This is a genomic window from Bacillus sp. FSL R5-0422 (assembly GCF_038610765.1).
Classification (GTDB): domain Bacteria; phylum Bacillota; class Bacilli; order Bacillales; family Bacillaceae; genus Bacillus; species Bacillus pumilus_O.
In genome coordinates this window covers 2404013-2418915 of sequence record NZ_CP152014.1, presented here as the reverse complement: position 1 = coordinate 2418915, position 14903 = coordinate 2404013, and the positions used below count along the sequence as shown (strand labels likewise).

Sequence of the window (14903 nt, the reverse complement as noted above, 5' to 3'; positions counted from 1 at the left end):
AAGTATGGTAAAATGCATACATACTGGACCCAGAAAGGTAGCTGACTGTTAGCTACAGGCAAGTGAAGAAGAATAAGGGGTGAAAGAATGTTTAAATTCAACGAGGAAAAAGGTCAATTAAAATGCTCGTTTTGCGGAAAAACGCAAGATCAAGTGCGTAAACTGGTCGCAGGACCTGGCGTATATATATGTGATGAATGTATCGAGCTTTGCACGGAAATAGTTGAAGAAGAGCTCGGCACTGAGGAAGAAGTTGAATTCAAGGATGTTCCGAAGCCTCATGAAATTCGGGAAATTCTTGATGAATATGTCATCGGTCAAGAAAATGCGAAGAAATCCTTAGCTGTAGCGGTTTATAATCACTATAAACGGATCAATTCAAACAGTAAGATTGATGATGTTGAGCTTTCGAAAAGTAATATCTCTATGATTGGACCAACAGGAAGCGGTAAAACATTACTTGCTCAAACGCTTGCTCGTATTTTAAATGTGCCATTTGCGATTGCAGATGCAACATCACTAACTGAAGCAGGTTATGTTGGTGAAGACGTAGAGAATATTTTACTAAAGCTGATCCAAGCAGCCGATTATGATGTAGAAAAAGCGGAAAAAGGCATTATCTACATCGATGAAATCGATAAAGTAGCAAGAAAATCAGAAAACCCTTCTATCACTCGTGATGTATCTGGGGAAGGTGTTCAGCAAGCACTATTGAAAATTCTTGAAGGAACTGTTGCTAGTGTACCGCCTCAAGGTGGACGTAAGCATCCTCATCAAGAATTCATTCAAATCGATACTACAAATATCCTCTTTATTTGTGGTGGAGCCTTTGACGGCATTGAGCAAATCATCAAACGCCGCCTAGGTCAAAAAGTCATTGGATTCGGTGCGGAAAATAAAATCGAAGATCTTGAAAAAGAAGTCCTTCTATCAAAAGTACTCCCAGAAGACTTGCTTCGTTTCGGTTTAATCCCAGAATTCATCGGCCGCTTGCCGGTTATTGCAAGCCTAGAGCCGTTAGATGAAAAAGCACTTGTAGAGATCTTGACGAAGCCTAAAAATGCACTCGTTAAGCAGTATACAAAAATGCTTGAGCTTGATGATGTAGAGCTAGAATTTGAAGAAGATGCTCTTAGCGAAATTGCGAAAAAAGCAATTGAGCGTAAAACAGGAGCTCGTGGTCTTCGTTCAATCATTGAAGGCATCATGCTTGATGTGATGTTTGACCTTCCATCACGTGACGATATTGAAAAATGTGTCATCACTGGTGCAACGGTTGCTGATGGAGAGTCGCCGCGTCTTGTGTTAAAGGACGGCACAGTCGTCAATAAAGATACGAAAACATCTGCATAAGAGTTGTCTCACTCCTGAATCTTTTTGATTCAGGAGTTTTATATTTATCGTGGAAGTTGTGTTTATTCCGTCCAGCTCTAGGAAATACTAGCAGACAGAAACCAATACATACGATAGATGAAGGAGGGAGCACCGATTGAGCTGGACAGGAATCGTATTATTCATACAACTGTTCTTTGGTATCGTCATCGGGCTGTACTTTTGGAACTTACTGAGAAATCAGCGCACACAAAAGGTGACGATAGACAAAGAGTCAAAGAAAGAAATGGAAGCACTCAGAAAGATGCGGTCAATCAAGCTGAGTGAACCTTTATCAGAGAGAGTCCGGCCAAAGGGGTTTCAAGATATCGTGGGGCAGGAAGATGGCATTCGTGCACTAAAAGCGGCACTATGCGGACCAAACCCACAGCATGTCATCGTTTACGGACCACCGGGAGTCGGTAAAACAGCCGCTGCCCGTCTTGTGATGGAAGAAGCGAAGCGTCACGCTGATTCACCATTTAAAAAAGATGCGGTCTTTGTAGAGCTCGATGCCACAACCGCGAGATTCGATGAACGAGGCATTGCGGACCCGCTTATTGGTTCCGTGCATGACCCCATTTACCAAGGGGCTGGAGCAATGGGGCAGGCAGGCATTCCTCAGCCAAAACAAGGAGCCGTCACACATGCTCATGGCGGTGTTCTGTTTATCGATGAAATTGGCGAGCTGCATCCGATTCAAATGAACAAAATGCTCAAAGTGCTGGAAGATCGGAAAGTCTTTTTAGACAGTGCTTACTACAGTGAAGAAAATACCCAAATCCCGAATCACATTCATGATATTTTCCAAAATGGGCTTCCGGCTGATTTTCGATTGATTGGTGCGACGACAAGAACACCTGACGAAATTCCACCAGCGATTCGGTCAAGATGTCTGGAAATTTTCTTTAAAGACCTTGACCAGCATGAACTGAAAATCGTTGCTGCTAAGGCTGTCCAAAAAATTCAAAAGGAATTAAGTGATGAAGGGCTGAACTTGTTAACCTCCTATGTGAAAAATGGACGTGAAGCGGTCAACATGGTGCAGATTGCCGCTGGTATGGCGGTGACGGAAAACCGAAAAGACATCACGATTGAAGATGTAGAATGGGTCATTCATTCAAGCCAGCTGACACCAAGATATGAACAAAAAGTACCGGAAAAGCCAAAAGTGGGGGTCGTCAATGGACTGGCTGTGTATGGACCAAACAGCGGTGCCCTGCTTGAGATTGAAGTGAATATCTGTAAGGCACTTGAAAAGGGAAGTATCAACATTACAGGCATTGCAGAAGAAGAAAGCATTGGCAATCAGTCAAAATCTATTCGGCGAAAAAGTATGGCCAAAGGGTCAGTTGAAAATGTATTAACGGTGCTTCGAAATTTAGGCATTCGGACAAGTGAATATGACATCCATATTAATTTTCCAGGCGGTGCCCCAATTGATGGACCGTCTGCTGGGATTGCCATGGCGACCGCAATCTTCTCAGCCATACATCAAATTCCGATTGATCATCTGACAGCCATGACGGGTGAAATCGGATTGCAGGGTCAGGTGAAGCCAATCGGTGGTGTGATACCAAAGATTAAGGCAGCGAAGCAGGCTGGTGCCACAACCGTCATTATTCCTTATGACAATCAACAGTCGATCTTAAAGGAGATTGAAGGGGTCACCATTGTGCCTGTGAAGCACTTCCAAGAGGTGCTGGATCAGTGTCTGGTCAACCCGCCAGACGAGAAGAAAGATGGACTAGAAGACGAAATGAAAAGAAAATCTGTTTAATCCCCATCACATATGGGGATTTTTTAGTGAAATAGATCTTTTTTTCTTTTTCAAGATAAAAAGAAAGGGTATACTACGGTAAGATCAACATTTCTCAAGTCTTTTACATTGTACAAGACTGAAACAGGTATATTATAATGATTCATACTAGTGACGGAGGTGTCAATCAACATGGCAGATGAAATCAAAAAGAATGTTCCGCTCCTTCCATTGCGAGGTTTGCTTGTTTATCCAACAATGGTCTTGCATTTGGACGTTGGACGCGAAAAGTCTGTTCAAGCATTAGAACAGGCAATGATGAACGATCATATGATTTTTCTAGCAACACAGCGGGAAATTTCAATAGATGAACCAGGTGAAGAGGAAATTTTCAAAGTCGGCACCTACACAAAAATTAAACAAATGCTGAAGCTGCCAAATGGAACGATTCGTGTACTCGTTGAAGGCCTAAATCGAGCACAGATCGAATCATATGTCGAGCTGGAGGACTATACGTCCGTCGACATTAAAGAATTGGCAGAAGAAGAATTAAAGGACGCAGAAGCAGAAGCCCTCATGCGCACATTGTTAGATCACTTTGATCAATACATAAAAATTTCAAAAAAAATCTCAGCTGAAACATATGCAACAGTAACAGATATTGAGGAACCGGGGAGAATGGCAGATATCGTTGCTTCTCACCTACCTCTTAAATTAAAGGACAAACAAGAAGTGCTCGAAACAGTGGATGTTAAAAAACGGCTGAACCGGGTCATCAGCTTAATTCACAATGAAAAAGAAGTACTCGAGATTGAAAAGAAAATCGGGCAGCGCGTGAAACGTTCAATGGAACGGACGCAAAAAGAATATTATTTACGTGAACAAATGAAAGCCATTCAAAAGGAGCTTGGAGACAAAGAAGGGAAAACTGGCGAAGTCAGTTCTTTAATGTCTAAAATCGAAGAATCGAGCATGCCAGATTCTGTTCGTGAAACGGCGCTCAAAGAATTGAACCGTTATGAAAAAATTCCTTCAAGCTCTGCTGAGAGCTCTGTGATTCGAAATTATATTGATTGGCTGATTGGCCTCCCGTGGGGTATCTATACAGAAGATCGTCTCGATTTAAAAATTGCAAGTGAAATTTTAGATGATGAGCATCACGGGCTGGAAAAGGTCAAAGAACGAGTACTTGAATATCTTGCTGTACAAAAGCTGACCAATTCATTAAAAGGACCGATTCTTTGTTTAGCAGGACCTCCAGGAGTCGGGAAAACGTCACTTGCCAAATCGATTGCCAAATCACTTGACCGAAAGTTTATCCGTGTTTCCCTTGGCGGTGTTCGCGATGAGTCTGAGATTCGTGGACATAGAAGAACGTATGTAGGGGCAATGCCAGGACGTATCATTCGCGGAATGAGCAAGGCAGGAACGATGAATCCGGTTTTCCTTTTAGATGAAATTGATAAGATGTCCTCTGATTTTAGAGGTGATCCATCTTCTGCGATGCTTGAAGTCTTAGATCCAGAGCAAAATCATAACTTTAGTGATCACTATATTGAAGAAACATTTGATTTGTCTCAAGTGTTGTTTATTGCCACTGCCAACAATTTAGCAACCATTCCGGGTCCACTTCGTGATAGAATGGAGATTATCACGATTGCAGGGTATACAGAGGTTGAAAAAGCAGAAATTGTAAAAGACCATCTTCTGCCGAAGCAGCTAAAGGAGCACGGATTAAAGAAAGGGAACTTGCAGCTTCGTGAAGCCGCGATTTATGATACGATTCGCTATTACACAAGAGAAGCGGGTGTTCGTGGATTAGAGCGTCAGCTTGCGGCGATATGCCGTAAAGCAGCAAGAGCAATTGTGGCTGAAGACCGCAAACGCATCACAGTGACGGAAAAGAACTTATCTGAATTTCTCGGAAAAAGACTTTACCGTTATGGTCAGGCTGAAACGACAGACCAAGTGGGAGTTGTTACAGGACTTGCGTATACGACTGTTGGGGGGGACACCTTGTCGATTGAGGTATCGCTTTCTCCGGGTAAAGGCAAGCTGTTGTTAACAGGTAAGCTAGGTGATGTCATGAGAGAATCTGCACAGGCGGCATTCAGTTATATTCGTTCGAAGGCAGATGAACTGAACATTGATCCTAATTTTAATGAAAAGCATGATATTCATATCCATGTTCCAGAGGGTGCGGTTCCAAAGGACGGGCCATCAGCTGGTATCACCATTGCGACGGCTCTTGTATCAGCCCTCACAGGACGACCTGTGTCAAAAGAGGTTGGTATGACAGGAGAGATTACGCTAAGAGGAAGAGTGCTTCCAATTGGCGGACTAAAAGAAAAAGCATTAGGTGCACATCGCGCAGGACTGAAAACCATTATTCTTCCAAAGGACAATGAGAAGGATATTGATGATATTCCTGAAAGTGTGAGAGAAGGACTAACCTTTATTCCGGTCTCGCATTTAGATGAGGTGCTTGAGAAAGCGTTGGTAGGAGAGGGAAGATGAAAGTAACAAAATCAGATATCGTCATTAGTGCGGTTAAACCAGAGCAGTACCCAAGCGGGGGACTGCCTGAAATCGCTCTTGCTGGACGATCAAATGTTGGGAAATCCTCGTTCATCAACTCATTGATTAATCGTAAAAATTTAGCGCGTACGTCTTCTAAACCAGGTAAGACTCAAACGCTTAATTTCTACATCATCAATGATATGCTCCATTTTGTGGACGTTCCGGGCTACGGCTTTGCTAAAGTGTCAAAGACAGAGCGCGAGGCCTGGGGTAGAATGATCGAAACGTATATTACAATGCGTGAAGAATTAAAAGCAGTCGTCCAAATTGTGGACCTGCGTCATAAGCCATCAGTAGATGATGTGAACATGTATGAATTCCTGAAATATTACGGAGTTCCTGTGATCGTCATCGCAACAAAGGCTGACAAAATTCCAAAAGGCAAATGGGAAAAACATGCGAAAGTCGTCAAACAGACGCTTGACATTGCCCCATCAGATGAACTAGTCCTATTCTCTTCTGAAACAAAAAAGGGAAAAGACGAAGCCTGGAATGCCATCCTTGCAAAGATTAATAAATAAAAAAAGGCATCTGTCATGAGCAGATGCCTTTTTATTGTATAAGTTATTTCCTTTTTAAAAATAATAAGAGGAGACTGACAGCTATCAGTACATAAGGCCAGTACAATTCAAAACCGGAAGTAGGGATCGAAAGGGAACTTAGCTGTTTTGTAATTTGCTGAAAGAAATAAAGGAACAGACCGAGTGCAATGAGAACAACACTTTCAATACGATATTCTTTTTTCTGAGAGGATTTCACAAAAAGGGCAAGTCCAACGATGAATACAATCATCGTAAATGTGTCTGGCCAGTAGTCCAATTTTGGCTGAAGAATAAAGTGTAGCGAAAGGCCCGTCATCAGCATACCGATAAACACATGAGCGCTTTCTTGCTCCTTCTTTCCTTGATATAAGAAAGCAAGGCCAAAAAGCAGTACGAGTGTATACCATTTCTCTTGATCCTTCCAAATGTCAAATTGACCTCCGGAGAGAATGGCATATAGCGCTACAGCCAGCAAAGTGAGCGGCAGCAAAATGGATTTCTTCTTCAAAGATGTCACCTTCTTTTAAGCAGATCATTTGTCCGCACGCGCCAAATCTGGTAAATTGCTTGAAGTGATGATATGGCATAATGGATGTCGAACATTTTTCTACTATATCACAACATTTTTGAAATCTGTTCACAATTTTCATCCAGTTAAAAATGAATATATGTTATAATCATTATAAATAATAAATTCTATATTGTAATTATTATAAATTAGACAGGGCGTTGGGGGTGCAAGCTGAAGTTATGCATATTCTTGTTGTGGGTTTAGATTATAAAACAGCCCCTGTTGAGATACGGGAACAGCTGAGCTTTGAACCGAGCGAGCTCGGAACAGCGATGTCCAAGCTTAAAGAAGAAAAAAGCATTCTAGAGAATATCGTCATCTCAACATGTAATCGAACAGAGATCTACGCAGTGGTAGATCAGCTTCATACTGGACGGTTTTATATAAAAAGATTTTTAGCTGATTGGTTCGGTTTGGAAAAGGAAGATGTCTCGCCATATTTGAAGTTCTATGAAAATGATGGAGCAGTCGAGCATTTATTCCGTGTGGCCTGTGGACTTGATTCCATGGTGATTGGCGAAACACAAATACTTGGTCAAGTGCGCTCTAGCTTTAAAGTAGCTCAAGAGGAGAAGACCATTGGTACCGTTTTCAATTATTTGTTTAAACAGGCGGTCACCGTTGCAAAACGCTCTCATGCGGAAACAGACATTGCGTCTAATGCTGTGTCTGTCAGCTATGCAGCTGTCGAGCTTGCCAAAAAAATCTTTGGACGTCTTTCTGATAAGCATGTCCTGATTCTTGGTGCGGGTAAAATGGGCGAACTAGCGGCTCAAAACCTTCAAGGTCAAGGGATTGGTCAAGTAACGGTTATCAATCGAACGTTTGAGAAAGCAAAAGAATTGGCAGGTCGTTTTTCAGGAGAGCCTAAAAGCTTAAACCAATTGGAAAAAACATTATCCGAAGCGGACATTTTAATTAGCTCCACTGGTGCGAAACAATTTGTCATTACAAAAGAAATGGTTGAAAGTGCGAATAAAAAGCGGAAGGGCAGACCACTATTTATGGTGGATATTGCTGTGCCCCGTGATTTAGATCCAGCCATTTCTGAAGTAGAAGGTGCTTTTTTGTATGACATTGATGACCTTGAGGGCATCGTGGCAGCGAACTTAAAAGAACGCCGTGCGGTGGCTGAGCAGGTTGAGCTACTCATTGAAGCCGAAATTGTCGAATTTAAGCAATGGCTGAATACGCTTGGTGTGGTTCCTGTCATCTCTGCACTTAGAGAAAAGGCGCTGACGATTCAAGCGGATACGATGCAGAGTATTGAGCGAAAGCTTCCGAATCTCACACACCGTGAAATGAAGCTATTAAATAAACATACGAAAAGCATTATCAATCAAATGCTGAAAGATCCTATCTTAAAGGCAAAAGAAATTGCCGCGGAGCCGAATGCAGAGGAAAAACTTTTACTCTTTAAAGAAATCTTTGATTTACAGGTTGAAGATGAAGAGCAAAAGGTCGAGCCGGTGCAGGTGGAGCAAGGGTCATTTCAGCTGTTCAAACCAAATATGGCACAAGGCTTTGCTACAGTTGCTAGTGAGTGATTAAGCGATGTTGGAATCCATTGTAGCGAGACTCAATGAAGCGACGACCTTGATCTATGCACTAAGTGTCTTGTTCTATTTCATAGATTTTCTTCAACACAACCGGAAGGCTGGAAAAATAGCTTTCTGGTTGCTTTCTATTGTCTGGCTGCTGCAAACAGTCTACATGTTCTATATTATGATGGAAACAGACCGATTCCCTGTGTTGAATGTAGCAGAGGGGTTATATTTTTATACGTGGGTGCTTGTGACACTTTCACTTGTTCTCACAAAAGTACTTCGTGTTGAATTTATCGTCTTTTTTACAAATGTCATCGGTTTTTCCTTGATGGCGATTCACACCTTTACACCATCTGATCTTCACTCAGCAGAGCTAACGGGGAAGCTGACGAGTGAATTGCTAGTGATCCATATTACAATGGCAATTTTATCATACGGTGCCTTTTCACTTTCATTTGCTTTCTCTCTTCTCTATCTCTTTCAATATCGTTTGCTGAAAAAGAAAAAATGGGGGAAATGGCTTCTAAGAATTGAAGATTTATCGAAGCTTGATCATATGGCATACGTATTAAACATTATTGGCGTGCCGATGCTCTTACTTAGTTTGATTCTTGGCATCATTTGGGCATATGTTTCGTATGATACGTTGTACTGGACAGATGCAAAGGTGCTTGGTTCGTTTATTATGCTGTTTTTATATGGGGTTTACTTATATATCAGATTGGTGAGAAATATGCAGGGCAAAGTCGTGGCACTATGGAATGTCGGTTCATTCCTTGTGCTTATGATCAATTATTTTCTGCTTGGTAGCTTATCAACCTTTCATTGGTTTCAATAAATAATGATGAGTCTTAAGGGCATTGTCGGGAGGAAGACGAATTGCGTACAATTAAAGTAGGTTCTAGAAGAAGTAAGCTTGCAATTACACAAACAAAATGGGTCATTCAAAAGCTGTCTGAACTAAACCCTTCTTATTCTTTTGAAATAAAAGAGATTGTGACAAAGGGTGATCAAATTTTAGATGTAACCTTATCAAAGGTTGGCGGAAAAGGACTGTTTGTCAAAGAAATTGAACAGGCGATGCTGAATCATGACATCGATATGGCAGTTCACAGTATGAAGGATATGCCGGCTGCTCTTCCTGAAGGATTAGTCATTGGCTGTATTCCTGAGCGTGAAGATGTAAGGGACGCTCTTATTTCGAAGGATCATCTGCATCTACATGAGCTGCCGAAGGGTGCAATTGTGGGAACAAGCAGCTTACGGCGTAGTGCCCAGCTTCTTCAGGAAAGACCAGATCTGAACATCAAATGGATTCGAGGAAACATTGATACACGATTGGAAAAGCTGAAAAATGAAGAATATGATGCCATTATTTTAGCGGCTGCTGGTCTGTCCAGAATGGGCTGGAGTAAAGAGGTTGTGTCTGAATTTTTATCTCCTGAGACTTGTCTGCCCGCAGTTGGCCAAGGCGCTTTGTCAATTGAGTGCCGCGGAGATGATGAAGAGCTGTTGCAGCTCCTCGCTCAATTTACGAATGAATACACAAAGAAAACGGTTCTCGCTGAACGAGCCTTCCTCAAACAAATGGATGGAAGCTGTCAGGTGCCGATTGCTGGATATGCAACAATGAATGAGCGCGATGAAATTGAACTGACGGGTCTTGTGGCATCTGCTGATGGACATACGATTATTCGAGAAACTGTATCAGGCACTGACCCTGAGGCAATTGGAACAGCATGTGCGAAGCAGATGGCTGATAAGGGAGCAAAGGATTTAATCGACAAGGTGAAAAAGGATCTGTCCTCCCAATGACCATAGGCCAATCGCTTCACGGACAGACGGTGCTTGTCACTCGAAATGAACGTCAAGCGGGTGTGTTTCAGCAGAAGATTAAAGAGCTGAACGGCCATGCTATTTTAACCTCTCTTATTCGGTTTGAGCCTACGCTCACAATTGAAAAAGCGCAGGCCTTTTTAAAAGACTTAGAAAATAGCCAATGGCTTGTTTTCACAAGTGTAAATGGTGCGTCTTTTTTTCTGAGCTACATAGAGGACCATCATTTACATAAAAGTTTATCCCATTTGAAAGTGGCTGCGGTAGGTGAGAAAACCTCTGCCTACCTTGAGCAGCACGGCTTGAAGGTGGATGTCGTACCAGAACGATTCATAGCGGAAGAGCTCGCTGATGCGCTGCTTGACCATGTGCAGCTAGGAGAGCGTGTGTTTGTAGCAAAAGGACACCTGTCTCGAGATGTCGTGAAGAAAACGCTTGTTCCACTTGGCATAGAAGTAAAGGAATGGATTTTATATGAAACGGTCAAGGATGAGGAAGGGATTGCCGCTCTTAAAACGGCAATGACGAAGCAATCATTTGATTTTATAACATTTACGAGCTCATCGACTGTCCATTCATTTATGCATGCCATGGAGGCAGATGCAGCGAATCTAGCTGCTTCTGACACTTGTTTTGTGACGATCGGTCCTCTAACAAAAGAGGCACTGCTTCAATACGGGATTTCTTCTGAAACCCCAGATACTTATACGATAGACGGAATGCTTGAATTGATGTGCCGTTTATCTGAAAGGAAGTTGAATAAATGATGAAATTTAACAGACACCGCAGACTGCGGACAAGCGCAGGAATGAGAGAATTAGTCAGAGAAACCTTTTTAAGACCATCTGATTTCATTTATCCGATCTTTTTTGTAGAGGGTGAAAATGTCCGAAAAGAAGTTTCTTCAATGCCGGGTGTTTATCACATTTCAGTGGACCTTGTAAAAGAAGAAGTCCAAGAGCTTGTCGACCTAGGTATCAAATCAATTATTGTATTTGGTGTTCCAGATCATAAAGACCATGTGGGCAGTGAGGCGTATCACGACCATGGCATTGTGCAAAGAGCGACGCTTGAGATCAAAAAGCATTTCCCAGAACTTGTGGTCATTGCAGACACTTGCTTATGCCAATATACAGATCATGGACATTGCGGAATTGTTGAAGATGGAGAAATTTTAAATGATGAATCACTTCAGCTATTAGCGAAAACCGCTGTTAGTCAAGCAAGCGCAGGTGCAGATATCATTGCTCCTTCTAATATGATGGATGGATTTGTTGTGGCCATTCGTGAAGCGCTTGATGAAGCTGGCTTTATTCATGTACCTGTCATGTCATATGCTGTGAAATATGCAAGTGCGTTTTATGGTCCGTTTCGTGACGCAGCGCATAGCACACCGCAGTTTGGAGATCGTAAAACATACCAAATGGACCCTGCAAACCGTTTAGAAGCATTAAGAGAAGCGCAATCTGACGTAGAAGAGGGAGCTGACTTCCTCATTGTGAAACCATCCCTTTCTTATTTAGATATTATGCGTGATGTGAAAAATGAATTTACACTCCCTGTTGTTGCTTACAATGTGAGCGGAGAATATGCAATGGTCAAAGCCGCTGCTCAAAATGGGTGGATTTCTGAAAAAGAGCTTGTTCTTGAAATGCTGACAAGCATGAAACGTGCAGGAGCAGAACTCATCATTACGTATCATGCAAAAGATGCAGCAAAATGGCTCTCAGAATAAAGAACGGATAGACAGGAGGACGTTGAAATGGGACGTAGCTATGAAAAATCAAAGCAAGCATTTGAAGAAGCACAACATTTAATGCCTGGTGGTGTCAACAGCCCTGTGCGTGCATTTAAATCAGTGAACACAGACCCGATTTTTATGGAGCGAGGTAAAGGCGCCAAGATCTATGATATTGATGGGAATGAATACATCGATTATGTCTTATCATGGGGACCGCTTATTTTAGGGCATACGAATGACCGTGTGGTTGAAAGCATTCAGCGAGTTGCAGAAAAGGGGACAAGCTTTGGTGCTTCCACATTAGTTGAAAATGAATTAGCTAAGCTTGTATCAGAGCGGGTTCCTTCTATTGAAGTCATTCGTATGGTCAGCTCTGGTACAGAGGCAACGATGAGTGCACTTCGTCTAGCTCGAGGCTTTACAGGCAGAAATAAAATTGTGAAATTTGAAGGCTGCTATCATGGCCACGGGGATTCTTTGCTCATTAAAGCAGGTTCAGGCGTCGCAACGCTTGGGCTTCCAGATAGTCCAGGTGTACCTGAAGGGACTGCAAGCAATACGATCACAGTGCCTTATAATGATTTAGAAAGCATTCAAGTTGCATTTCAGGAGTTTGGGGACGATATTGCAGGAGTGATTGTGGAGCCGGTTGCAGGAAATATGGGCGTTGTCCCTCCGCAAGACGGTTTCTTACAAGGTCTGAGAGATATCACAGAGCAATACGGAGCCTTACTCATTTTTGATGAGGTCATGACCGGTTTCCGTGTGGATTATCACTGCGCGCAAGGCTACTTTGGCGTCACACCTGATCTGACGTGTCTTGGTAAAGTGATTGGTGGCGGTCTCCCGGTCGGTGCTTATGGCGGAAGAGCGGATATTATGAGACAAATTGCGCCAAGCGGTCCAATTTATCAAGCAGGAACGTTATCTGGTAACCCACTTGCGATGACAGCAGGCTTAGAAACCTTAAAACAGCTGACACCTGAGTCTTACGAAGAGTTTAGACGAAAAGGAGACCGGCTGGAAGAAGGTATTTCAAATGCGGCGAAAACACACGGAATTCCATTAACGTTTAACCGTGCGGGTTCGATGATTGGATTCTTCTTTACAGATGAAGAAGTGATCAATTATGACATAGCCAAAAATGCTGATCTCGCTTTATTTGCTGAATTTTACAAGGAAATGGCCGATCACGGTATCTTCCTTCCGCCTTCTCAATTCGAAGGACTGTTCCTGTCAACAGCCCATACAGATGAAGACATCGAATATACGATTGAGACAGTGGAAAAAGTATTTCAAAAACTACGTCGATAAACGAAAGCCGATATGGAGACATATCGGCTTTTGATCATGACACAAGGCTTGTTTTCAGCCTTTTGTCTTCTTTTCAGCGTGAATTGAAAACCTTTGAAGTCTAGGAAGGTCGAGCACTGGAGCGGAGCGAATTGATATTCGTGAGCACCTGCGCGCAGGACTGACAACGAATGCGAGGGTTTGTCTACACGCTGCGCCGATATGGAGACATATCGGCTTTTTTGTGTTGCTGAAAACCAATCATATTTTCACTGCCTCTCACATACATCTGTATTGACATCTAATTTTATTTTGAAGGATTAGATGAAAGGAGGACACCGACTTGTCTCAAAACAATCGATTACAGTTTTCAGTAGAAGAATCCATCTATTTCAAAAGCGGACAGGAAGTCAGTGAGCTGCTGTCTATTTCTCTCGATCCTGACATTCTCGTTCAAGAAGTGAATGATTATGTTTCGATTAGAGGTTCACTCGAGCTAACAGGAGAATACAACATAAATCAAGAGGAGCTATTGGGTGAATTGAGTTCCTATGCATCATACAGAGAAGCTGATGAGGTGAAGGTCAGAGAAGACGGGACAGCGGAGCTTCTGCATCAATTCCCAGTCGATATCACGATTCCTAAGAACAAAATCAGTCATTTAAATGATGTGTTTGTGTTTATTGATGCGTTTGATTACCAGCTGACAGAAAATCGTTTGCTCACCATTCAAGCTGATCTAGCGATTGAGGGTCTTTTAGACGAGGAAACGCCTCAAGCGACTGTAGAGGAGCCGTATGAATTTGTTCATCGTTCTGAAGAAGAATATGGCGACGTGACCTATGATTATCAGCTGCAACCAGAAGAAGAGGAACTAGAAGAACTGCAGGACAATGAACGTGAGATTGATGAGGATCAGGCTATATTACAGCATGACACGCGCGCCGAAGAAGAAAAGCAGGAAGAAAAAATTGAGATAGAGCTGGTAAGTGGGGAAGAAGAGGTAGAAACCGAAGAAACTGAAGAAACCGAAGACCTGAATGAATCTGAAGAACGTGAGGAAATGGAGAGCCAAGAAGAAGTGGCGCTTGGTTATCGCTCCTTACATGAAGCTCAGGTGCAAGAACCACCATTTTTTGAACCACCTAAGCTCTTAGAAGAAGAGGAGCAGGAGGATACGTTCTTTGAGGTGGAAGTGAGAAAAGATCCGGAATTAGCCGAAGAGCAGGAAGAAACGACCCAGCCGTATCCAGTATTTGAATCACCCGCTTATCACGTGGAAGAGGAAGAGGAGCAAGTGGAGCAGGATGATACTTACCAGCTCGGACGGTTATATGAACGAGAAGCGCCAAAAGTATATGAGTCAGCTCAAGAAGAAGAGGCATTTGAAGAAGACGTGAGAGAAACGTCTGGTAGTGAGAATTCTCTTTATTTAACAAAGCTGTTTGCTAAGCAGGAGGAGGAAGATTTTTCTCGCATGAAAATATGTATAGTTCAGCAAGAAGATACGGTCGATCGTATTTGTGAGCGATATCAGTTGAATGTGCAGCAGCTTCTTCGCACAAATTCATTATCGGTGGATGCAGAGCTTGAAGAAGGGCAGATTCTTTATATTCCTGAATATCAAAAAAGCAATGCCTAACAAGAGATGACCGATCGAGAA

The 14903-nt window shown here is 42.5% G+C and carries 12 protein-coding genes; 11 read left to right on the top strand and 1 reads right to left on the bottom strand.

What is annotated here, in order from left to right:
- Positions 1 to 87 precede the first annotated feature (87 nt).
- From clpX to yihA, 4 genes are all read left to right on the top strand, one after another.
- Positions 88 to 1353 (top strand): ATP-dependent protease ATP-binding subunit ClpX, encoded by a 1266-nt coding sequence (gene clpX / locus MKX52_RS12365; protein ID WP_012010785.1) that lies wholly within the window; start codon positions 88 to 90, stop codon positions 1351 to 1353.
- A 136-nt stretch (positions 1354 to 1489) separates the two neighbouring features.
- Complete coding sequence (lonB, locus tag MKX52_RS12360; RefSeq protein ID WP_342490784.1) at positions 1490 to 3151, top strand: ATP-dependent protease LonB; 1662 nt, start codon at positions 1490 to 1492, stop codon at positions 3149 to 3151.
- A gap of 171 nt (positions 3152 to 3322) precedes the next feature.
- Positions 3323 to 5647 (top strand): endopeptidase La, encoded by a 2325-nt coding sequence (gene lon / locus MKX52_RS12355; RefSeq protein WP_012010783.1) that lies wholly within the window; start codon positions 3323 to 3325, stop codon positions 5645 to 5647.
- On the top strand, positions 5644 to 6231 hold the full coding sequence (yihA, locus tag MKX52_RS12350; RefSeq protein WP_012010782.1) for a ribosome biogenesis GTP-binding protein YihA/YsxC: 588 nt from the start codon (positions 5644 to 5646) through the stop codon (positions 6229 to 6231). Before lon ends, yihA begins: the two co-directional genes overlap by 4 nt.
- A gap of 43 nt (positions 6232 to 6274) precedes the next feature.
- Here the strand turns inward: yihA and MKX52_RS12345 are convergent, their stop codons facing one another.
- Complete coding sequence (locus MKX52_RS12345; protein WP_044139987.1) at positions 6275 to 6760, bottom strand: hypothetical protein; 486 nt, start codon at positions 6758 to 6760, stop codon at positions 6275 to 6277.
- 242 nt (positions 6761 to 7002) lie between these two features.
- Between MKX52_RS12345 and hemA the strand changes: the two genes are divergently transcribed.
- From hemA to MKX52_RS12310, 7 genes are all read left to right on the top strand, one after another.
- Entirely contained in the window at positions 7003 to 8370 is a 1368-nt protein-coding gene (hemA, locus tag MKX52_RS12340) for a glutamyl-tRNA reductase (protein WP_342491893.1), read from the top strand.
- Between the two features lie 7 nt (positions 8371 to 8377).
- Positions 8378 to 9208, top strand: coding sequence for a cytochrome c biogenesis protein (locus MKX52_RS12335; RefSeq protein WP_012010779.1), 831 nt, complete (start codon positions 8378 to 8380; stop codon positions 9206 to 9208).
- Between the two features lie 41 nt (positions 9209 to 9249).
- A complete protein-coding gene (hemC, locus tag MKX52_RS12330; protein WP_012010778.1) occupies positions 9250 to 10185 on the top strand; it encodes a hydroxymethylbilane synthase in 936 nt (311 codons plus the stop codon).
- Positions 10182 to 10973 carry a uroporphyrinogen-III synthase gene (locus tag MKX52_RS12325; RefSeq protein WP_144504283.1) on the top strand — a complete coding sequence of 264 codons (792 nt, stop codon included), beginning with the start codon at positions 10182 to 10184 and terminating at the stop codon, positions 10971 to 10973. The genes hemC and MKX52_RS12325 overlap by 4 nt, the downstream gene beginning before the upstream one ends.
- Complete coding sequence (hemB, locus tag MKX52_RS12320; RefSeq protein WP_088002235.1) at positions 10970 to 11941, top strand: porphobilinogen synthase; 972 nt, start codon at positions 10970 to 10972, stop codon at positions 11939 to 11941. The genes MKX52_RS12325 and hemB overlap by 4 nt, the downstream gene beginning before the upstream one ends.
- Positions 11942 to 11968: 27 nt before the next feature.
- Positions 11969 to 13261 carry a glutamate-1-semialdehyde 2,1-aminomutase gene (gene hemL, locus MKX52_RS12315; RefSeq protein ID WP_012010775.1) on the top strand — a complete coding sequence of 431 codons (1293 nt, stop codon included), beginning with the start codon at positions 11969 to 11971 and terminating at the stop codon, positions 13259 to 13261.
- Positions 13262 to 13583: 322 nt separating this feature from the next.
- On the top strand, positions 13584 to 14882 hold the full coding sequence (locus tag MKX52_RS12310; RefSeq protein WP_224925481.1) for a LysM peptidoglycan-binding domain-containing protein: 1299 nt from the start codon (positions 13584 to 13586) through the stop codon (positions 14880 to 14882).
- Positions 14883 to 14903 lie beyond the last annotated feature (21 nt).